This is a genomic window from Bradyrhizobium zhengyangense (assembly GCF_022012555.1).
Lineage (GTDB): Bacteria > Pseudomonadota > Alphaproteobacteria > Rhizobiales > Xanthobacteraceae > Bradyrhizobium > Bradyrhizobium zhengyangense.
Genome location: NZ_JAKLTZ010000003.1, coordinates 570084 through 589991, shown reverse-complemented (window position 1 = coordinate 589991; position 19908 = coordinate 570084). Strand labels below are relative to the sequence as shown.

General features: G+C 64.8%; 18 protein-coding genes and 1 pseudogene. 4 read left to right on the top strand and 15 right to left on the bottom strand.

What is annotated here, in order from left to right; genetic code table 11:
• Positions 1-79: 79 nt before the first annotated feature.
• From adh to eno, 7 genes are all read right to left on the bottom strand, one after another.
• The gene (adh, locus tag L6639_RS13410) at positions 80-1597 is read right to left on the bottom strand and encodes an aldehyde dehydrogenase (RefSeq protein ID WP_237862088.1); all 1518 of its coding nucleotides are present in this window, start codon (positions 1595-1597) and stop codon (positions 80-82) included.
• Between the two features lie 135 nt (positions 1598-1732).
• Positions 1733-2692 carry a helix-turn-helix domain-containing protein gene (locus tag L6639_RS13405; RefSeq protein WP_237862086.1) on the bottom strand — a complete coding sequence of 320 codons (960 nt, stop codon included), beginning with the start codon at positions 2690-2692 and terminating at the stop codon, positions 1733-1735.
• Between the two features lie 191 nt (positions 2693-2883).
• Positions 2884-3201: an FtsB family cell division protein gene (locus L6639_RS13400; RefSeq protein ID WP_237862084.1), complete on the bottom strand. Its 318-nt coding sequence runs from the start codon at positions 3199-3201 to the stop codon at positions 2884-2886.
• A gap of 106 nt (positions 3202-3307) precedes the next feature.
• Positions 3308-3859 (bottom strand): NADPH-dependent FMN reductase, encoded by a 552-nt coding sequence (locus L6639_RS13395; protein WP_237862083.1) that lies wholly within the window; start codon positions 3857-3859, stop codon positions 3308-3310.
• 193 nt (positions 3860-4052) lie between these two features.
• On the bottom strand, positions 4053-5048 hold the full coding sequence (locus tag L6639_RS13390) for an MBL fold metallo-hydrolase (RefSeq protein WP_237862081.1): 996 nt from the start codon (positions 5046-5048) through the stop codon (positions 4053-4055).
• Positions 5049-5168: 120 nt separating this feature from the next.
• Positions 5169-6302 (bottom strand): zinc-binding dehydrogenase, encoded by a 1134-nt coding sequence (locus tag L6639_RS13385; RefSeq protein ID WP_237862079.1) that lies wholly within the window; start codon positions 6300-6302, stop codon positions 5169-5171.
• Positions 6303-6353: 51 nt separating this feature from the next.
• Positions 6354-7637: a phosphopyruvate hydratase gene (gene eno / locus L6639_RS13380; protein WP_237862077.1), complete on the bottom strand. Its 1284-nt coding sequence runs from the start codon at positions 7635-7637 to the stop codon at positions 6354-6356.
• 112 nt (positions 7638-7749) lie between these two features.
• Between eno and queF the strand changes: the two genes are divergently transcribed.
• Entirely contained in the window at positions 7750-8226 is a 477-nt protein-coding gene (queF, locus tag L6639_RS13375; RefSeq protein ID WP_237862076.1) for a preQ(1) synthase, read from the top strand.
• A gap of 51 nt (positions 8227-8277) precedes the next feature.
• On the opposite strand, the pseudogene L6639_RS13370 reads toward queF, so the two are convergent.
• The 5 genes and pseudogenes from L6639_RS13370 to L6639_RS13350 all read right to left on the bottom strand — a co-directional run bounded on the left by L6639_RS13370 (position 8278) and on the right by L6639_RS13350 (position 13585).
• Positions 8278-8729: pseudogene (locus tag L6639_RS13370) on the bottom strand (universal stress protein).
• 112 nt (positions 8730-8841) lie between these two features.
• The gene (locus L6639_RS13365; RefSeq protein WP_237862074.1) at positions 8842-10935 is read right to left on the bottom strand and encodes a methyl-accepting chemotaxis protein; all 2094 of its coding nucleotides are present in this window, start codon (positions 10933-10935) and stop codon (positions 8842-8844) included.
• Between the two features lie 144 nt (positions 10936-11079).
• A complete protein-coding gene (locus L6639_RS13360) occupies positions 11080-12291 on the bottom strand; it encodes an MFS transporter (RefSeq protein WP_237862073.1) in 1212 nt (403 codons plus the stop codon).
• Positions 12291-13142, bottom strand: a complete 852-nt coding sequence (gene kdsA / locus L6639_RS13355; protein ID WP_237862071.1) for a 3-deoxy-8-phosphooctulonate synthase — start codon at positions 13140-13142, stop codon at positions 12291-12293. The genes L6639_RS13360 and kdsA overlap by 1 nt, the downstream gene beginning before the upstream one ends.
• A gap of 116 nt (positions 13143-13258) precedes the next feature.
• The gene (locus L6639_RS13350; RefSeq protein ID WP_237862070.1) at positions 13259-13585 is read right to left on the bottom strand and encodes an NIPSNAP family protein; all 327 of its coding nucleotides are present in this window, start codon (positions 13583-13585) and stop codon (positions 13259-13261) included.
• A 195-nt stretch (positions 13586-13780) separates the two neighbouring features.
• On the opposite strand from L6639_RS13350, the gene L6639_RS13345 reads away from it, so the two are divergent.
• From L6639_RS13345 to L6639_RS13335, 3 genes are all read left to right on the top strand, one after another.
• A complete protein-coding gene (locus L6639_RS13345; RefSeq protein ID WP_237862068.1) occupies positions 13781-14455 on the top strand; it encodes a response regulator in 675 nt (224 codons plus the stop codon).
• Positions 14452-15828 carry a sensor histidine kinase gene (locus tag L6639_RS13340; protein WP_237862066.1) on the top strand — a complete coding sequence of 459 codons (1377 nt, stop codon included), beginning with the start codon at positions 14452-14454 and terminating at the stop codon, positions 15826-15828. The genes L6639_RS13345 and L6639_RS13340 overlap by 4 nt, the downstream gene beginning before the upstream one ends.
• A gap of 110 nt (positions 15829-15938) precedes the next feature.
• Positions 15939-16568, top strand: a complete 630-nt coding sequence (locus L6639_RS13335) for a class I SAM-dependent methyltransferase (protein ID WP_237862064.1) — start codon at positions 15939-15941, stop codon at positions 16566-16568.
• Between the two features lie 32 nt (positions 16569-16600).
• On the opposite strand, the gene L6639_RS13330 is transcribed toward L6639_RS13335, so the two are convergent.
• The 3 genes from L6639_RS13330 to tpiA all read right to left on the bottom strand — a co-directional run bounded on the left by L6639_RS13330 (position 16601) and on the right by tpiA (position 19677).
• Positions 16601-18232: a CTP synthase gene (locus tag L6639_RS13330; protein WP_237862062.1), complete on the bottom strand. Its 1632-nt coding sequence runs from the start codon at positions 18230-18232 to the stop codon at positions 16601-16603.
• Between the two features lie 166 nt (positions 18233-18398).
• The gene (gene secG, locus L6639_RS13325; RefSeq protein ID WP_237862060.1) at positions 18399-18788 is read right to left on the bottom strand and encodes a preprotein translocase subunit SecG; all 390 of its coding nucleotides are present in this window, start codon (positions 18786-18788) and stop codon (positions 18399-18401) included.
• Between the two features lie 139 nt (positions 18789-18927).
• Positions 18928-19677 (bottom strand): triose-phosphate isomerase, encoded by a 750-nt coding sequence (gene tpiA, locus L6639_RS13320; protein WP_237862058.1) that lies wholly within the window; start codon positions 19675-19677, stop codon positions 18928-18930.
• Positions 19678-19908 lie beyond the last annotated feature (231 nt).

Sequence of the window (19908 nt, the reverse complement as noted above, 5' to 3'; positions counted from 1 at the left end):
TGACAGACGGATGACGGTGGGGCGGCGATCGCCGATCTGCACAGGCGGCGCCGACATGACGCCGCCTGTGCCTGCTCGATCAGAAGAAGCCGAGCTTCTTCGGGCTGTAGCTGACCAGGAGGTTCTTGGTCTGCTGGTAGTGATCGAGCATCATCTTGTGGGTCTCGCGACCGACGCCTGACTGCTTGTAGCCGCCGAACGCGGCATGGGCGGGATAGGCGTGGTAGCAGTTGGTCCAGACCCGGCCCGCCTGGATCGCGCGGCCGAAGCGGTAGCAGCGGTTGGCATCGCGGCTCCAGACGCCGGCCCCGAGGCCATAGAGCGTGTCGTTGGCAATCGCGAGCGCTTCGTCATCGGTCTTGAAGGTCGTGACCGAGACGACGGGTCCGAAGATCTCCTCCTGGAAGATCCGCATCTTGTTGTTGCCTTCGAACACCGTCGGCTGGACGTAGAAGCCACCCGAGAGGTCGCCGCCGAGCTCGGCCCGTCCGCCGCCGGCCAGGACCTTGGCACCCTCCTGCTTGCCGATGTCGATATAGGACAGGATTTTTGCGAGCTGCTCGCCGGAAGCCTGCGCACCGATCATGGTGTCGGCTGCACGCGGATCGCCCTGCTTGATGGCGGCCACCCGCTTGAGCGCCCGGTCCATGAAGCGATCGTAGATGTCCGCATGCACGAGCGCCCGGCTCGGACAGGTGCAGACCTCACCCTGGTTCAGCGCGAACATGACAAAGCCTTCGATCGCCTTGTCGAAGAAGTCGTCGTCCTCGGCGGTGACGTCCTTGAAGAAGATGTTCGGCGATTTGCCGCCGAGCTCGAGCGTCACGGGGATCAGGTTCTGGCTGGCATATTGCATGATCAGCCGGCCCGTCGTGGTCTCGCCGGTGAAGGCGATCTTGGAAATGCGAGGGCTGGAGGCGAGCGGCTTGCCGGCCTCCAGGCCAAAGCCGTTGACGATGTTGAGCACACCAGGCGGCAGGAGATCGCCGATGATCTCGGCCCAGACCATGATTGAGGCCGGCGTCTGCTCGGCGGGCTTCAACACCACGCAATTGCCCGCAGCGAGCGCCGGCGCGAGCTTCCAGCACGCCATCAGCAGCGGGAAGTTCCAGGGAATGATCTGGCCGACGACGCCGAGCGGCTCGTGGAAATGATAGGCGATGGTGTCGTGGTCGATCTCGCCGATCGAGCCTTCCTGGGCGCGGACGACGCCCGCGAAATAGCGGAAATGATCGATGGCGAGCGGCAGGTCGGCGGCCCGGGTCTCACGGATCGGCTTGCCGTTGTCCCAGGTCTCGGCGACCGCGAGGCGCTCGAGATTCTCCTCCATGCGATCGGCGATGCGATTGAGGATCGCAGCGCGCTCGGCGACGCTGGTGCGTCCCCACGCGGCCTTGGCGGCATGGGCCGCGTCGAGCGCCGCTTCGACGTCCTGCGCTTCGGAGCGCGCGATCTTGCAGACGACCTTGCCGGTCACCGGCGAGGCGTTGTCGAAATATTTGCCCGAGATCGGCGCGACGAACTTGCCGCCGATGAAATTGTCGTAGCGTTCGGCGAACGGACTTTGGGTCACGCCGAGGAATTCCACCTTGTTCATTGATCACTCCCGATGTTGATGTTTGCGCTAATCGTCGTGTGTTCACGACTTGCGCTAACGATCTCGCGGGACGTGTTTTCTGTCAGCCCGGGGGGATGCGATGGCGGAGTGGACCTGTCGCAGAACTGCGACAGGTCAGTGCTTCAGCTCGAACCGCTTCAGCTTCCGGTGCAGCGTGGCGCGGCTGACGCCGAGGGCCTTGGCGGCGGCCGACACATTGCCGCCGGCGCGGAGCAGCGCCCGTTGCAGCACCGCACGCTGACCGCCGGCGAGATGGTCCTGTGCGGGTTCGCCGCCGAGCAGATCTGCCGCGGGAACCGGCTGCAGCTCCCTGCCCGGCGCGATCCCGAGTCCCACCCGGGCGGTGCGGGTCGCACCGATCACGAGATCATCCGCATCGACCGCGATGAGACCGATGGACTGGCCGTCCGGTCCTTGCGTCAGCACGATGCGGGCATGGGCGAAGGCCCGGCGAAACAGATCAGCCTCGATGCGCCTCGCCGCCTCTCCCGCGGCCAGCGCGATCAGGCTGGAGAACGCATCGGTGCGGTCGGCGCGGCAGGAGGAGACATCGAGCACGCCGGCAAAGGCCGCCTCGTGGTCGTAGATCGGAACGGCGGTGCAGCTGAGCAGCGTGTTGCGCGTGAAGAAGTGCTGGTCGCGATCGATCGTCAGCGGCCGCTGCTCGACGACGCAGGTGCCGATGCCATTGGTTCCCTCATGCTCCTCGCTCCAGAGCGCGCCGGTCCAAAGGCCCCAGGATTGAAATGTTGCATCATCCGCCGGCGTGCCACGGCGGTCGACCGGCACACCGTCGCCATCGGCGAGCAGCACGCAGCAGCCGGCCGCACCGACCGCCTGATAGAGCCGGTCCATGGCGCCTTGTGCGGCGGCGAGCAGCGGCGCGATGCGCTCGCGCGCCTGTCGCAGCTCGAAATCGCTCAGCCGCAGCGGTGCGTTGTGGCCGGAAGGGTCGAGATGATGCAATCGGGAGGAACGGCGCCACGAAGCCACGAGCGCGGACCGAGCCGCCTGGCCTGATGCAATGGCGGCTTCGACACGAGCCGCGTGATGCCGGGGCATTGACCCATCCATCACCGTTTCCTCCGGGAAGCAGTCTAGGGGCGCCTCGCGCAACCCGATTGATCTTCGTCAACCTTTGGCGGCACCGCGCCGGGACAAGGCACGCCGGCCGCGCCGACGTCAAGGTGGCGGTTCGGAGTACGACTTCCGGAACGATGGAGGGAACGGCTTGCGCGCGCTTGTTTCGAATGCTGCGGAAAGCGCTAGTTCTGCGAGATCGTCCGAATTAGATCGTGCGGATTGACATAGTCGAGCTGGAACCGGGCCCGCTCGTCCAGCATGTCGGGGTCGATCTTCTCAGTGCGTAGCAGCGACACGCGCTGCTCGCTGCGGGCACGCTCGCGCTTGAGCTGGGCCAGCTCGCTGGTCAGCGCAACGATCTCCTGGTCGAGCTCCTGGCGGGCATTGAGGCCGTATTTGCCGGTATAGGCGTTGACCCCGAAATAGCCGACGATGGCGACCGCCATCGCATAGAGAGCGAGGCCGGTCAGGACAGATTTGAGGCGGGCGCGGGAGACCATTTTGGCAAGATGGGCCAGCTTGGTTAAGGGAGTGCTAATCTCCCCTGGGCCACCTGTCTCCGTCATGCCAGGGCTGGTCCCGGGCATGACGGAGGCACGAGCCGGCTCAGCCGTGGTGCTTTGCGACGTGCGCGGCGAAGGCGTCGATGTAGGCCTGGAGCACGGGCTTGAGCGACTCCTTGACCAGATTGCCCTCGGCATCAAAGGCATCGCCCACTGCGTTCAGGTAGGTCTCGGGCTGCTGCATGATCGGGCCGGCAATGCCCGGCAGGATGTTCTGGAGCGTCTTGGCGGCGCTGACACCACCGAGCGGGCCCGGCGAGTTGGAGATGATGCCGACCGGCTTGCCGTTGAACGAGCTCTTCCCATAGGGGCGCGAGGCGACGTCGATGGCGTTTTTCAGCACGCCCGGGATGGCGCGATTGTATTCCGGCGTGACGAAGATGACGCCGTCGGACTTCTGCAGCTTCTCGCGGAAGGCCAGCCAGTCGGCGGGCGGTGCGCCCTCGAGGTCCTGGTTGAAGAACGAGATGCCCCCGAGGGTGACGACCTCGAGCTTGAGCGAGCCAGGCGCGAGCTTGGCGAGCGCGTTGGCGATCTTCAGCGAGAAGCTGTCCTTGCGCAGGCTGCCGGCGATCACGACGATGTTGTAGGCCATCAGATTATCCTTGGTTTGTCTTTGAAACCTTGAGGGGGGAAGTGCCGGCGGCACTTAAGCGATCCGCGCCAAAAGATGCAAGTGCATGAACCGATCTGATTTGGAAACGCTAAGTTTCCTGGAAGCAGACGGTCGCCCAAAACAGTCGGGCCGCCAAACGGCGGCCCAATCTTTCGTGCAAATCTGCAATTGATCAGATCGTGGGATTCCACGCCGACGGGATCAGGCGATATTTCGCGCCGTCCTTCTCGACATGGCCGACCGACGGGAACGTGAAGTGGAAGCCGACGACGGTCGCCTTCTCGGCTGCCGCCATGTCCAAGAACTTGTGACGCGTTTCCTGCGCCATCGCAGGATCGTTGTCGAACGCCACATGCCAGTCGGGATTGCGCAGGAAGAACTCCGGAATGTTGGTGACGTCGGACTGGATCAGCACCTTCTTGTCGCCCGAGGCGACCGCGAACGAAGTGTGGCCGGGCGTGTGGCCCGGGGTTGCGATCGAGGTGATGCCTGATACGACCTCCTTGCCCCACTCATACTTCGTCACCTTGGACTCCAGCCCCGCAAAGGTCTTCTTCACGTTGGCGAAGTAGTTCTTCGTCATCTCGTTCGGAGCCTTGGCCGCGTTCTCGTCGCTCTCCCAAAACTCCCAATCCTTCACCGGCACCATGATCTCGGCGTTCGGGAAGGCAAGGCCGCCGTCGGCCAGACGGATGCCATTGGTGTGGTCGGGATGCAGATGCGACAGCAGCACGATGTCGATGCTCTTGGGGTCGATGCCGGCAGCCTGCAGGTTTTGCAGGGTGCGGCCGACCGCGCCCTTGCTGGGCTCCAGATTGGCGACGCCGTTGCCGGTGTCGATCAGCACGAGCTTGGAGCCGGTGTTGATGAGTTGCGGGTTGAATGGGACGGTGACCATGCCCTTCGGCATGTAGGCGGCATCCGAAGCGGCGAGCGCCTCGTACTTCGGGATGTTCGTGACGAACTTGTCGGGCATCGGGAAGCTGCGCGCACCGTCATTGATCGAGGTGCATTCGAAGCTACCGACCTTGTAGCGGTAGAAGCCCGGCGCCTGAGCGCCGGCTTGCGGCACTGCGGCATTTGCGGTGGACGGCCGGAGGCCAGTCGCGGCAGCCGCGCCGATGGCGGCCGCGCCTGCGAGCAGATGACGGCGATTGAAATCGATCATGAAGATGTCCCCTTCTGAGCGCGCGTGGCGGTTTTTCCGCTTTCAACGCGGCGGAATAAAAATCCCGCTTGGCTCAGAAGGCAAGACGTCTTTTGGGTGACCGGCGGCCGCCGATCACGATTATTTATTTGGGTTGATGAGGAATTTTTCGCCGGTGGCGCGTTTGGCGTACACCGCGATATTGGCGGGATCGAGCGTCTCGTGTAGCGACACCACCTTGGTGTAGTGGCTGGCGAAGGTCGTCTTCAATTCACTCACGACACGCTGACGCAGCCGCCCGATGTCGGCAGGTCCGATCTTCTGCAGGAACGGCGTGAGCAGCCAGCCGCCGACGCCCCAGGCCATGCCGAAGCCACGCGGCAGTTCGATCGGACGAATGTCGAGTGCGCCGTAGACATAGACCTGCTTGTGCACGCTGGAGCCGTAGCGGCTGTATTCCTTCGCGGTCTTGTTGATCGCGATCTCCATGCAGTTGAGGATGTCGCCGGCAAGCTTGCCGCCGCCGATGGCGTCGAAGGCTATGGTGGCGCCGGTCTCCACCAGCGCATTGGTGAGATCGTCGAGGAAGCTTGGCACGCTGGAATCGACCACGTATTTCGCGCCGATCTTGTGCAGGATCTCCGCCTGCTCCTTGCTGCGCACGATGTTGACGAGCCCGATGCCGTCCTTGATGCAGATCTTGTTCAGCATCTGGCCGAGATTGGAGGCGGCCGCGGTGTGCACCAGCGCCTTGTGACCTTCGCGCCGCATCGTCTCGGTCATGCCGAGCGCGGTGAGCGGGTTGACGAACCAGGAAGCGCCTTCCGCTGCCGTCGTGCCCTCGGGCAGCGGCTGGCAGTCCCGCGCCTTCAAGGTGCGATACTGCGCGTACATGGCTCCGCCAATCATCGCGACCGTCTTGCCCATCAGCGCTTTCGCGGCGTCCGACGAGCCGGTCTTGATGACGACGCCTGCGCCCTCATTGCCGACAGGCAGCGACTGGTCGATCCGCGCGCCCATCGCGCGCATCGCACCATCAGGTACCTTCGCGGTGATGACAGGCGCATCCTTCGTACCGGAGGCCTTGGCCGTGCTCATGTCGGCAGCGCCGACGAGCAGACCGAGATCGGACGGGTTGATCGGCGCCGCCTCGATGCGGACGACGACCTCGTCATCCGCAGGCTCGGGGGTCGGCACGTCCAGAAGCGAGATTTCCAGCTCACCGCTGTTCTTGATCAGCGAACGCAGTTGCAGTCCGGTCTTGCCGTCGGTCATGTCGATCCTCCCCTGTCCTCGTTGTTCGCGCCTTCGCGCGGTGACGCTGGCTTATGCCAGCGCCTTCAGTGCCGCCTTGCCGCCGTACAGCGCCTGCTTGCCGAGTTGCTGCTCGATGCGAAGGAGCTGGTTGTATTTGGCGGTGCGATCGGAACGTGCAAGGGAGCCGGTCTTGATCTGACCGCAATTGGTGGCGACCGCGAGGTCGGCGATGGTGGAATCCTCGGTCTCGCCGGAGCGGTGCGACATGACCGAAGTGTAGCCGGCCTTGTGGGCCATCTCGACGGCGGCGAGCGTCTCGGTCAGCGTGCCGATCTGGTTGACCTTGATCAGGATCGAGTTGGCACGGCCGGCCTTGATGCCTTCGGCGAGGCGCTTGACGTTGGTGACGAAGAGATCGTCGCCGACGAGCTGGCACTTCTTGCCGACGAGGTCGGTGAGCTCCTTCCAGCCGTCCATGTCGTCTTCCGACATGCCGTCCTCGATGGTGACGATCGGGTAGCGGCCGACGAGGTCGGCGAGATACTTGGCCTGCTCGGAGACCGAACGGGTCTTGCCCTCGCCTTCATAGACGTATTTGCCGTTCTTGAAGAACTCGGTCGAGGCGCAATCGAGGCCGAGCACGATGTCGCCGCCCGCCTTGAAACCGGCCTTGCCGATCGCGTTCATGACGAACTCCAGCGCTGCGTCCGCGGACGGCAGGTTCGGCGCAAAGCCGCCCTCGTCGCCGACATTGGTGTTGTGGCCAGCCTTCTTCAGCTCGGACTTCAGCGTGTGGAACACCTCCGCGCCGTAGCGCAGGCCCTCGGCGAAGGAAGACGCGCCGACGGGCAGGATCATGAACTCCTGGAAGTCGATCGGGTTGTCGGCATGCACGCCGCCATTGATGATGTTCATCATCGGCACCGGCAGGAGCCGCGCCGAGGTGCCGCCGACATAACGGTAGAGCGGCATGTCGAGCGAGTTCGCGGCCGCCTTGGCGCAGGCGAGCGACACGCCGAGAATGGCGTTGGCGCCAAGCCGGCTCTTGTTCGGCGTGCCGTCGAGGTCGATCATGATCTGGTCGATCTGGGCCTGCTGCTCGACATCGAGACCGCTCAGGGCCTCAAAGATCTCGCCGTTGACGGCGCCGACCGCCTTGGTGACGCCCTTGCCGAGATAGCGGGCCTTGTCGCCGTCACGCAGCTCGACCGCCTCATGGGCGCCGGTGGAGGCGCCCGACGGCACGGCAGCGCGGCCGAGCGCGCCATCCTCCAGCACGACGTCGACCTCGACGGTGGGATTGCCGCGGCTATCGAGGATTTCGCGTCCGATGATGTCGATGATGGCGGTCATGAGGGCCTCTTTTCGGGGAACAAAGGGGGCAGTTCGCGGCTGCTTCTACCGCAATGCATCGAAGCGGAAAAGGCCGGGTGACGGCCACCGAATGATTGGCTATGAGGGCCCCATGTCGAAAAAGCCCAGCAAATCGAAAACCTCACCCAGCCTGCAGCTCGGCCGTGCCGTGGAATGGCCTGATGCGCCCGAGAAGGCCAAGCTCGACCGCGTCCCCAATCCGCAAGCCGGGACCGATTATCTGGTCCGTTTCACCGTACCGGAATTCACCTCGCTCTGCCCGGTCACGGGACAGCCCGATTTCGCCCACCTGATGATCGACTACGCGCCCGGCCAGTGGCTGCTGGAGTCGAAATCGCTGAAACTCTACATCGCGAGCTTCCGCAATCACGGCGCCTTCCACGAGGATTGCACCGTGATGATCGGCAAGCGCATCGCCAGCGAGATCAGGCCGAAATGGCTGCGCATTGGCGGTTATTGGTATCCGCGCGGCGGCATTCCGATCGACGTGTTCTGGCAGACCGGACGCGTGCCGAAAGGCCTTTGGGTGCCCGAGCAAGGCGTCGCGCCGTATCGCGGCCGCGGCTAGTCGGAGGTCCATGACGATGGCATCCGGCGCGAAAGAGTCACGTCGGAGCGGCTACGGCACGACCAACACCGGAATGCTTCCGTTCACGAGGACCTCGGACGTTTGACTTCCCAAAAACAGCTTCTGAGGCCCCGACGTCCATGAGAGGCCATGACGATCAAATCGCAGCCTCTGGATTTTGCCGTTTCGACAATCGCCGTGGCCGGGTGCGAATTCGGAACGTGCAAGAGCTCGACCGAGACCCCGCCCCGCTCTGCCATGGCTCGCGCTTGATCGAGCACTTGGCCGGCGCGCTCCCTGCAGGCCGCGTCAAATCGATCAATCTCGCCTTGCGACGGAATCCATCCCGAGTCGTGTCCGCCGCCATAATCGATTGGCAGCGGTTCAGTCACGGTGACGATCGTCGCTTTGGCCTTCAAGGCTTTTGCCAGGGCCATTCCATGCTCGACGCCTTTTGTTGCGACGTCCGAACCATCGGTGCTCAAGAGAAGATTGGCGTACATTCGGTGGCTCCTTGTTGCTTGCCCCCGCATGCCCATCGCAAATGATGCCCCGCGACTATGATCCGATCTTCGCCTCCGGTCTAATCGCTTTTGTCTTGATCTCGACGGCGGCCTAAGCCACTTCACGCACCCTGGTGATGAAGCTGTCCACCTCGCCCGTGAGCGAGGTCGACTGGCTCGACAGATCGGCGGCGGCCTTCAGCACGCCGGTGGCGGCGCGACCGGTCTCGTCAGCCGCCGACGAGACGGTTGCGATGTTGCGGGTCACGGTCGAGGTCGCTTCGGCGGTATGCTGTACGGTGTTGGCGATCTCAGCGGTGGCCTTGTTCTGCTCTTCGATCGCCGCGGCGATGACGCGGTTGATGCTCGAGACTTCCTCGATGGTCTTGACGATGCCGTCGATGGCGGAGACCGCCTTCTGCGTCGCGCCCTGAATCTCAGTGATCTGCGCGCTGATCTCCTCGGTCGCCTTCGCCGTCTGCGAGGCCAGGTTCTTCACCTCGCTTGCGACGACAGCAAAGCCGCGACCGGATTCGCCGGCGCGCGCGGCTTCGATGGTTGCGTTAAGGGCCAGGAGATTGGTCTGGCCGGCAATCGAGGTGATGAGGCCGATGACCTCACCGATCCGGTCGGCGCCATCAGCCAGCGCACGCATGGTGCTGTCGGTCTCCCTGACGGTGACGACTGCATGCTCGGTGGCACGGCTCGCCTGCTCGACCTGGCGATTGATCTCGCGGATCGAGGCATTGAGCTCCTCGGCCGCGGCCGCGACGGTCTGCACGCCGCCGCCAACCTGGTCGGCCAGCGTCGAGGCCGAACCGGCCTGGGCCTGGGCTTCCGCCGCCGTACCCGACATCGAGCGCGCCGTGGTCTCCAGCTCGCCTGAGGCGTTCGACAGCGTCTGCACCATCTGGCCGATCCGGCTTTCGAACTGCCGCACGAGCCCCGTGAGCTCGCTCGCGCGCTTCTCCTTCTCGGCCCGCTCCGCGGCCTGATCGCCGGAGAGACGCTCCGCCTTGATCATGGCGTCCTTGAACACCTGCAGCGCTGCCGCCATACGGCCGATCTCGTCGTTGCGGTCGAGGCCCGGGACGTCGCTGGCGAAATCATGATCGGCAAAACGCGTCATGACGCCGGTGATCGCCGTCAGCGGCCGGGTGACGCGGTTGCGCATCAGCAGCAGCCCGCCGATCATCAGCGCCAGCGAGGCCGGCATCAGAAGGCCGAACAGGATCAGGCTGAAGCGGGCGCGCGAGGCGCCCTCCTCGGCCCGCGCGATCATGTTGGCGAGCGCGGTCTGCGTGACGATGACGACATTGTTGGCGCCGACAAGCTGGCGATCGCGGAAGTCGATGCCGACGACGCCGGCGGGCTCACCCGCGAGCAGCCTGGTCGCAATGGCATTGCGCTCGTCGCTGAGCGCGCCGGAGATTTCCGGCTCGGCGGTCCGGATCGCCTGCAACAACTCGGGCGAAGCCACGTTCAGACCGAGGTCACGCACCACCAGCCAGGACTGCTGGATGCGGCCGCGCAGATCGGCGAAGGCAACGCCGTCGGCCGCAGTCCACGTCTTGTTGGCGAGGATCGAGGAGAACTGCACGAGGATGGTCTGGCCGACATTGGCGCGGGCCTGCCAGGAGGCCTGCTTGGCGATCAGCAGGCGATCGACCACGGGATCGATCAGCGCCATTGCATTGTCGACATGGGCGGTGACGTCGCCGATCGCATCCATGAAGGCGTCGCTGATCTTGGCCCAGGCCGGCGTCAGGCTGGCTTCACGTGCGCCCTTCTCCTGCTTCAATGCCGTGATCGCGCGCGGGCGCAGCTCTTCGAGCTGGGTCCAGATGGTGCGGAGCTTGTCGAGCCTCTCGGTAAGACCGGGCGCATCGACGGCGGCGAGGCTCTGCAAGGCCTGCGCGTAATTCTTCTGCACCGTGGCGCGCTGCTCGGCGAGGCTGCTCATGACGCTGTCGGGCGCTGAAGCGGCCGAGGACAGATAGCTCAGCGTATCGCCGCGCTCCAAGCGAAAGATCACCAGCGTGTTGGTCAGGTCGCGGCTGGCAATCGTCAGCGAGACGATGCGGTTGCTGTCGACATAGCGTGTCACCGCGAGCTTCAGGGCGTAGGCGCAGATGACGACAAGGATGAGACCGAGAGATCCAACCACCGCCCCGAGAATGCGGGCGACCGAACGCTGTTTTTGCATCGACTGATCCAACAGATGTTGCCGCCGGCTGGCGGTTTGGGCGGCAGTCTATGGAGCGAAGAGTGAGATTTGGTTTAAGATTGAAAGGATTGAGCCACCGTCCGCTTCCGGGAAAATACGGAGATTGGTCGCGACATACTGTCCTCAGGCTCGCGCGTCGGACGGTGCCCGGGGCCTTAGGAGTGCGGCGCAGGCGAGGCCCAGCAGCACCATGAGCACGGCGCTCGCGGCCAGGGTTGGCGCCTTGCCGGTATGCGCCAGCCCGAACCCGTAGGCCAGCGGACCCACGGTCTGGCCCATGAAGAAAAAGAACGAATGCAGCGACATCGCTGTCGCCCGCGCCTCGACCGACAGCTCGCTGGCGAACACCTGCAGGCAGCCATGGATCATGTAAAAGCCCCAGCCCATCAGCAGCATGATGGCGAACTGGACCTTCCAGCCAGGGCCAAGGGCGAGCGCTGCGAGCTGGAGCGCGACGAGGCTCGCGCCTGCGATCATCATCCCCTTGACGCCCAGTCGCGGCAGGAAGCGCGAGACCGTGAATGTGTAGAACAGCCCGCCGACGGCGAAGCCCGCGATGACGATGCCCGCAATCGACAGCGAGGTCTCGCCGAGATCGAACAGCAGCGCGGCGATGAAGGGAAACAGGCCGAAAACGCAGCAGCCCTCGACGAACACGGCAGAATAGCAATAGCGCGCGTTCGGATTGGCGAGGATGGTGCGATAGCCCTGCCGCAACGTCTTCAGATCGCTCTTCGGCGGTGCCGTGAGGGCGGCGCCGCGAAAGCCCGCCGCGACCGCAACAGCCGCGATCAGCCCGAGCGCACCGATGATCACCAGCACGCCACGCCAGCCGACGAGATCGCCGATGATGCCCGAGGCGGTCGCACCTAACAGGTTGCCCGTCATCGAACCCGCCAGCGTGCGTCCGATCGCCACCTGCCGCTTCGTCGGCGCGACCAGGTCAGCGGTCAGGCCAAGCGCGACCGGGAATACGCCACCCGAGGCGATGCCGGCGAGCATGCGGCTTGCGAACAGGCCCGCGAATGAGGTCGAGAGCGCGCCCAGAATGCAGGCTGCGCCCAGCATCGCCAGGCACAACGTCATCAGCCGTGCCTTGCCGAACAGATCGGCTGCCGCACCGACGATCGGCTGGATCAGCGCGTAGATCAGCGCATAGCCGGCCGCGATGCTCGCCGCCGTCGTGATGCTGATCGAAAATTCTTCCGCAATATGCGGCAGCACCGGATCAAGTGCCCGTGTCGACAACGCGGCAGAGAAGCTGGCGAGCGCGATAATGTTGATCGCAGGCGGAAACTTCAGGTCGGACGACGGCCTGGCGAGTGGCTCGTGCATCAATGCGCGTGACTCTTGGCCACCGCGTCGAATGCCATCAGGGTACGAAGAAGCCCTTCGAACTGATGCAGTGGCACCATGTTGGGCCCGTCCGAGGGCGCGCGATCCGGATCGGGATGCGTCTCGATAAACAGACCGGCGACGCCGACCGCGACGGCCGCGCGCGCCAGCACCGGAACGAACTCGCGCTCGCCGCCGGAGGAAGCTCCCTTCCCGCCCGGCTGCTGCACCGAATGGGTGGCGTCGAAGATCACGGGCGCGCCGGTGGTGCGCGCCATGATCGGCAGCGAACGCATGTCCGAGACCAGCGTGTTGTAACCGAAGGAGGCGCCACGTTCGGTGACGAGCACGTTGGGATTGCCGGCGCTGGTAATCTTGGCAACGACATTCGCCATGTCCCAGGGCGCTAGGAACTGCCCCTTCTTGACGTTGACGACCTTGCCGGTTGCGGCTGCGGCCAGCAGCAGATCGGTCTGCCGGCACAGGAAGGCCGGGATCTGCAGGACGTCGACGGCCTGCGCCACCTCGGCGCATTGCGCGGCATCGTGCACGTCGGTCAGCACCGGCAAGCCGAGCGAGGAACGGATCTCGGCGAAGATCGGCAGCGATTGCGCCAGGCCAAGGCCGCGCGCGGCGGACGCGCTGGTGCGGTTGGCCTTGTCGAAGGATGTCTTGTAGACGAGGCCGATCTTGAGCCGCGTGGCGATCTCCTTCAGCGCGGAGGCCACCTCCAGCGCGTGCTCACGGCTTTCGAGCTGGCACGGCCCGGCAATGATCGAGATCGGCAGATCATTGCCGAATTTGACCGACCCGACGGTGACGACCGGCGCTGCAGATTGACTGGTGCTCAAGACACAAAATCCCTGTTTCGGCGCGACCATAGCGGCCGAATGGGTGGGATCAACCCCATTCGGTCCTAACCTTCGAATATCAGGGTTGCGCCGCAGCCCCCTGTCCGGAACGACAGCTACTTGACCGACGAGAACGCCGTTGGAGCCAGAATCTGGCTGACGATGTTGGCAACGATCTGGCCGTCTGCCTCCGTCTTGGCGCGCGCTTCCAGCCATTCCGGATCGGCCGCAAACGCACCCCATTTCTTCTCGCGTTCGGCGAGCGACTCCCAGGCCAGGAAATAGGTCAGCTCCTGGTTGGACTCGCCGATCAGCGTGGTGAAGAACCCGGCCTGGCGGATGCCATGCTTCTCCCAGATCTTCAGCGTGATCGTGTCAAAGCGCTTCAGCAGCGCCGGCAGGCGGCCCGGCACGCAGCGATACTGGCGCATTTCGTAGATCATTCTCGTCTCCTCCCTGAACAGGTCGAGCGGTTATAGCGATCGGCCACGAAGCTGTCTTGAGCCCTGCCCGGCCACCCTCCGCGGCGTTTCGCGCATGGCTGGACAGGACCCGGCAACGCGCCGCGCCCTGTTCCCGCAATGCTGCCGCAATGATCGGGCCGCTAGAATGGCTCAGTCTCAGTTGGGGCCTGTTACATGCGGATCTTGCTTGTCGAGGATGAAGTCGAGATGGCTGGCGCCCTTTCGTCGGCGCTGAAGCGCTACGACATGGTGGTGGATCACGCCCCCACGCTTGCGGACGCGGAAGAAGCAATCTCCGCCGACGTTCATGCCGCCGTCCTGCTCGACCGCCAGCTTCCCGACGGCGACGGCCTCACGCTGATTCCGAAGCTGCGGGCGCGTGCCGACGGCGTGCCGATCATCGTCCTGACCGCTCGCGGCGAACTCGCCGACCGCATCGCCGGGCTCGACAGCGGCGCCGACGACTATCTCGCCAAGCCGTTCGCGGTCGAGGAACTGCTGGCGCGCTTGCGCGCGGTGCTGCGGCGGCCCGCGGGCCTGTCGCCGGACGTCATCCGCGCCGGCCGTATCGTCTTCGACATCGGTCATCGCGAGGCCAGCATCGACGGCCAGCCGTTCGAGCTGCCGCGTCGCGAGCTGCTGGTGCTCGAAGCCCTGATCCGCCGGATCGGCCGCACGGTGCTGCGCTCGGCACTCGAGGAGGCCGTCTACACTTTCGACGACGAGATTCAATCCAACGCGCTGGACACGCATGTCTCGCGGCTGCGTCGCAAGCTTGCCGAAGCCGATGCCGGCGTCGAGATCCATGGTATTCGCGGCGTCGGCTATCTCCTGAAGAAGCTGACATGAGCGAGCACGACGATTCCTATTGCCTGCGCTCGCGATTGAGCTGGCGCCTGCTCGCGCTTCAGGCCGCCTTGCTGCTGGCACTGGTCGGCGTGGTCGTCGGCGCACTCTGCGCCTCAGGCTTCGTGCTGGCGGAGCGCGACGAGGACCGCGTCATCGATGTCGTGCAGCGCGCGCTTGCACGCGACGCAGGCGGCGGCCTGACCCTGCGGTCGACGCGCGATCTGACACAGTTGCGCGCCGAGACACCGGACCTCTGGTTCCTGGTCCGCGACCGGCAAGGACATTCGCTGACCGAAGGCGCTGTGCCGGCGGAATTCGCGGCCATCGGCAACGGGCTCGACCAGATCAGCCAGGCGCGCCTCGGCTGGCAGATGTTCGAGGACGATCCGCGCAAGCCGGCAGCGCGGCTCAAGCGCGTTAACACCGATGCCGGCAATGTGCAGATCATCACGGCGACGCAAGGACGGCTGACCGGTGCCAAGGCGCTGTTGATGACCTCGCTGGCGTTTCTCGGCATCGCCCTGCCCGGCCTGCTGGTGATGGGTACGGCGACCTTCATCGCGACGCCGATGATCGTGCAGCGCGCCTTCCGGGGGTTAGATGCGACCGCGGACCAGGCGCGTCGCATCGACATTCATCAGCGGGGGGCGCGCCTGTCAGTGGAGCGGATTCCACTGGAAGTCGTGCCGCTGGTCACCGCGGTCAACGACGCGCTGGCGCGGCTCGACCAGGGCTATATCAGGCACAAGCGTTTCGTCGCAGATGCCGCGCACGAGCTGCGCACGCCGATCGCGATCCTGAACACGCGGCTGGAATCGTTGCCCTCCGGTCCAGACAAGACCCGGCTGCTGGAGGATGCGGCGCGGCTGGCGACGCTCGCCGAGCAATTGCTCGACATCCAGCGGCTCGACCGCTGCGGCCATCCGTTCACACGCGTCGACCTCGTCGCGATAGCGCAAAGCGCGGCTGCCGAGCTCGCGCCGCTGGCCATTGCCGCCGGCTACGAGCTTGCGCTCGATGCGCCCGCGACCCCGGTCGAGACGATCGGTGACGCAGCCGCGCTGGAGCGGGCGCTGACCAATCTCGTACAGAATGCGATCCAGCACGGCCCGCGCCGCGGCACGATCGGCATTCACGTGAGCAGGCCTGCCTGCATCGAGGTCACCGACGAAGGCGCCGGCATTCCACAAGACCAACGCGAGCAGATCTTCGAGCCGTTCTATCGGCTCACGCCGCTCGATCGCGGCGCTGGCCTTGGCCTCAACATGGTGCGCGAGATCGTGCTGCTGCATGGCGGCCAGGTCGCGGTCACTGACGGCGCGGATGGCGGCACCTGCTTCAGAATGACGCTGCCACCACATCGGCAAAGTTGAACCAATCCGCTTTCGCTGCTCACAGCGCAATGCTGTCGCAATGCACTCCGCCGACAGTGTCTCCGCCTCACCTCTGAACTTCGAGGTGCCAACGAAATGCCGGAGTGCGCATGCCCAACGATTTCCTCTCCTTCTTCCTGTCCTGGATGTCCTCGCCGCGCCAGGTCGGCGCCATCGCGCCATCGGGCGCGGCGCTCGCCGATCTCATCACGCGCGAGATCACCGAGAAGACCGGCCCGATCCTCGAACTCGGGCCCGGCACCGGCGCATTCACCTACAAGCTCCTGAAGCGCGGCGTCAGGCAGCAGGATCTCACGCTGATCGAATACGGCTCGGATTTCATGAAGCTCCTGCAGATGCGCTTTCCCGTCGCGCGCGTGCTGTGGATGGATGCGGCGCGACTGGCGACGGAGCGCCTCTATGACGGCGCACCCGTCGGCGCGGTCGTGAGCGGGCTGCCGCTGCTCAACATGTCGACGCGCAAGGTCATCTCGATCGTGAGCGGCGCGTTCAGCTATGTCCGCCCCGGCGGCGCGTTTTACCAGTTCACCTATGGCATGAGCTGCCCGATCCCGCGGCCGGTGCTCGACCGCCTCGGCCTGCGCGCAACGCTGGTGGACCGGGCCTTCCTCAACATGCCGCCGGCCGCCGTCTACAAGCTGACGCGCCGGCCGCAGATGACGCTGGTCGCGGGATCGCCGGCGCAATCCGCACGTCTCGCACTCGAACCCACGCTTTGAGAGCGCGCCCGCACCGTCGCGTAACGAGCCGGTTACACCAACCGGCTCTGCTTCGCGGCCGCCTCGATGAACGAAGCGAACAGCGGGTGCGGCTCGAACGGCCGCGACTTCAGCTCGGGGTGGAACTGGACGCCGATGAACCAGGGGTGATCCTCGTATTCGACGATTTCAGGCAGCACGCCGTCGGGCGAGAGGCCGGAGAATTTCAAGCCGTGCTGCTCGAGGCGGTCCTTGTAGGCGGTGTTGACCTCGTAGCGATGGCGGTGGCGCTCGGAAATCTCGGTCGCGCCGCCATAGACCTGCGAGACACGGCTGCCGCGGCTCAGCGCGGCGGGATAGGCGCCCAGGCGCATCGTGCCGCCGAGATCGCCGGCCTGCGAGCGCTTCTCGAGTTCGTTGCCGCGCAGCCATTCCGTCATCAGGCCGACCAAGGGTTCCTTGGTCGGACCGAACTCGGTGGAGTTAGCGTCCTCGATGCCGACGAGATTTCGCGCCGCCTCGATGACGGCCATCTGCATGCCGAAGCAGATGCCGAAATACGGCACGTCACGCTCGCGCGCGAACTGCGCCGCCTTGATCTTGCCTTCGGCACCGCGCTGGCCGAAGCCGCCGGGCACCAGAATGCCGTTGACGTGCTCGAGGAACGGCGCCGGATCTTCCTTCTCGAAGATCTCGCTCTCGATCCAGTCAAGATTGACCTTCACCTTGTTGGCGATGCCGCCATGCGAGAGCGCCTCGATCAGCGACTTGTACGCATCCTTCATGCCGGTGTACTTGCCGACGATGGCGATTGTGACATTGCCTTCGGGGTTGCGGACGCGCTCGTTGATCTTCTGCCAGCTCTGCAGCACCGGCGGAATCCGCGAGCCGATGCCGAAGGCGGCGAGCACTTCGTCATCGAGGCCGGCGTTGTGGTAGGCCTCAGGGACGGCGTAGATGTTGTCGACGTCGCGCGCCTCGATCACGGCGCTTTCGCGCACGTTGCAGAACAGGCCGAGCTTGCGCCGCTCCTCCTTCGGGATCTCGCGATCGGTACGGCACAGCAGGATGTCCGGCTGGATGCCGATCGAGCGCAGCTCCTTCACCGAATGCTGCGTCGGCTTGGTCTTCAATTCGCCGGCGCTCGGGATGTAGGGCAGCAGCGTCAGATGGATGTAGACGGCGTGATCGCGCGGCAGCTCGTTCTTGAGCTGGCGGATCGCTTCGAAGAACGGCAGGCCCTCGATGTCGCCGACAGTGCCGCCGATCTCGACCAGCACGAAGTCGTAATCGTCATTGCCCGACAGCACGAACTCCTTGATGGCGTTCGTGACGTGCGGCACCACCTGAATGGTCGCGCCGAGGTAATCGCCGCGGCGTTCCTTCGAGATGATGTCCTGGTAGATGCGCCCCGTCGTGATGTTGTCTTGCTTGGTCGCAGGCCGTCCGGTGAAGCGCTCGTAGTGACCGAGATCGAGATCGGTCTCCGCGCCGTCATCGGTCACGAACACTTCGCCGTGCTGATACGGCGACATCGTTCCGGGATCGAGGTTGAGATAGGGGTCGAGCTTGCGGAGGCGGACCTTGTAGCCCCGGGCCTGCAGCAGGGCACCGAGTGCCGCTGAAGCCAGACCCTTGCCGAGCGAAGAAACCACGCCGCCGGTGATGAATATGTACCGCGCCATGGGACCTAACCTCTAATCCCTCGAATCCGATTCGCCAAAGCGATTCGTATTCAGCCCCAAAGAATCTGCGGGCCTGTGGGTGAGCCAAAACTAAGAATGGTGACAGAGCCTTGATGGGGATCTTTGAAGCAGGACGGTAGCCATCGTCCTGCATGGCCCCCCTGCTTTATTGTGAGCGAGGCACCTGCGGGCCGCTCGGTGCCGCCGGAGCCTGCTGCTGCTCGTCCGCCTTCTTCAGCGTGTCCAGAATACCGCCCGAGGTCGGCGCGGTGATCGGGTTGGCGCCGCCCGGCTGGGTCTGCGACGCGGGCTGGCCGATGATCGAGGTCGGCGCGCGGTTGTAACCGGCATACCAGGACAGGAACAGGCTGGTGAGGAAGAAGCCCGCCGCGAGGACCGCGGTGGTTCGCGACAGTAGATTCGCGGTGCCGCGGCTCGACATGAAGCCCGCGCCGCCGCCCATGCCGAGGCCGCCGCCTTCCGACTTCTGGAGCAGCACGGCGCCGATCATGACGGCGACGATCATGAGGTGGATGACGATGACAACGGTCTGCATGCTATCCTTCCGTCACAAGCGGGCGGCGCCTGACGGCGGCCGATCGCGCTTCGCGGGTTTTCCTGAAGTTGCGCGGTGTTACACGATCGGAAGGGGCATTGCCACCCCCGATCGCCCCCGGATCAAAGCTTTGGCTTAGCTAGGGGCAGCCTTTCGCGATCGCAAGGAAATCGGCCGCTTTCAGGCTGGCGCCGCCAACCAGCGCGCCATTGACGTTTTTGACCGCCATCAGCTCGGCTGCGTTCGACGGCTTCACCGAGCCGCCGTAGAGGATCCGCATCTTCGCCCCCTCGTCCTTGAACCTGGAGGTCAGGAACTCCCGGATAAAGCCATGAATTTGCTCGACATCCTTGGCCGTGGGGGTGAGGCCCGTGCCGATCGCCCAGACCGGCTCATAGGCCACGACCAGATTGGCGGCCGTGGAGCCATCCGGCAGCGAGCCGTCGAGCTGGCCACGGACGATATCCAGGGTCTGGCCAGCGTCGCGCTGGGCCTGCGTCTCGCCAATGCAGACGATCGCGACCGCCCCGGCTCGCCAGGCGGCTTCCGCCTTCTGCCTGACAAGGGCATCGCCCTCGCCATGGTCGGCGCGACGCTCGGAATGGCCAACGATGATGGCGCTTGCGCCTGCGTCAGTCAGCATTTCAGCCGCAATATCGCCGGTATGGGCGCCGGAGGCCTTGGGATGGCAGTCCTGGGCCCCGACGGCGACGGTCTTGCCACGCGCTTTCTCGGCAAAGCCCGCGATCAGGGTCGCCGGCGGGCAGACCAGCAGATCGGCCTTGCCTGATACCTCTGCCGCGCCATTGAGCATGGCGTCGAATTCGGCGGCCTGGGCTTTCAGGCCATTCATTTTCCAGTTGCCGGCGATCAGGGGGCGGATGGTCATGTCATTTTCCAGCAGAATGAGGTCTTGTCCATGCGCTAGCAGAGCTATCGCGGCAGTTCCAGATTCTTGTTTTGACGCGTTTTCTCGACGCGAACCGGGGGACCGCTTCGCTGGAAAACGCTTTCGGCCCCTTAACCGCAGCTTCGCGAAGCGGTCTGACCTGAGGTTGCGGGGCGAAAGCCACCACTTTATGATGGCATATCAATTTGGTGACGCGCTTTTGCGGAATCT

Bases quoted from the DNA above. Each gene is read 5' to 3' on its own strand.
- L6639_RS13400 (WP_237862084.1), bottom strand. From the start codon at position 3,201: ATGGTCTCCCGCGCCCGCCTCAAATCTGTCCTGACCGGCCTCGCTCTC.
- L6639_RS13360 (WP_237862073.1), bottom strand. From the start codon at position 12,291: ATGCACGAGCCACTCGCCAGGCCGTCGTCCGACCTGAAGTTTCCGCCT.
- L6639_RS13335 (WP_237862064.1), top strand. From the start codon at position 15,939: ATGCCCAACGATTTCCTCTCCTTCTTCCTGTCCTGGATGTCCTCGCCG.
- L6639_RS13405 (WP_237862086.1), bottom strand. From the start codon at position 2,692: ATGGATGGGTCAATGCCCCGGCATCACGCGGCTCGTGTCGAAGCCGCC.
- secG (WP_237862060.1), bottom strand. From the start codon at position 18,788: ATGCAGACCGTTGTCATCGTCATCCACCTCATGATCGTCGCCGTCATG.
- tpiA (WP_237862058.1), bottom strand. From the start codon at position 19,677: ATGACCATCCGCCCCCTGATCGCCGGCAACTGGAAAATGAATGGCCTG.
- eno (WP_237862077.1), bottom strand. From the start codon at position 7,637: ATGACCGCCATCATCGACATCATCGGACGCGAAATCCTCGATAGCCGC.
- L6639_RS13345 (WP_237862068.1), top strand. From the start codon at position 13,781: ATGCGGATCTTGCTTGTCGAGGATGAAGTCGAGATGGCTGGCGCCCTT.
- L6639_RS13395 (WP_237862083.1), bottom strand. From the start codon at position 3,859: ATGGCCTACAACATCGTCGTGATCGCCGGCAGCCTGCGCAAGGACAGC.
- adh (WP_237862088.1), bottom strand. From the start codon at position 1,597: ATGAACAAGGTGGAATTCCTCGGCGTGACCCAAAGTCCGTTCGCCGAA.
- L6639_RS13340 (WP_237862066.1), top strand. From the start codon at position 14,452: ATGAGCGAGCACGACGATTCCTATTGCCTGCGCTCGCGATTGAGCTGG.
- queF (WP_237862076.1), top strand. From the start codon at position 7,750: ATGTCGAAAAAGCCCAGCAAATCGAAAACCTCACCCAGCCTGCAGCTC.
- L6639_RS13330 (WP_237862062.1), bottom strand. From the start codon at position 18,232: ATGGCGCGGTACATATTCATCACCGGCGGCGTGGTTTCTTCGCTCGGC.
- L6639_RS13385 (WP_237862079.1), bottom strand. From the start codon at position 6,302: ATGACCGACGGCAAGACCGGACTGCAACTGCGTTCGCTGATCAAGAAC.
- L6639_RS13390 (WP_237862081.1), bottom strand. From the start codon at position 5,048: ATGATCGATTTCAATCGCCGTCATCTGCTCGCAGGCGCGGCCGCCATC.
- L6639_RS13365 (WP_237862074.1), bottom strand. From the start codon at position 10,935: ATGCAAAAACAGCGTTCGGTCGCCCGCATTCTCGGGGCGGTGGTTGGA.
- L6639_RS13350 (WP_237862070.1), bottom strand. From the start codon at position 13,585: ATGATCTACGAAATGCGCCAGTATCGCTGCGTGCCGGGCCGCCTGCCG.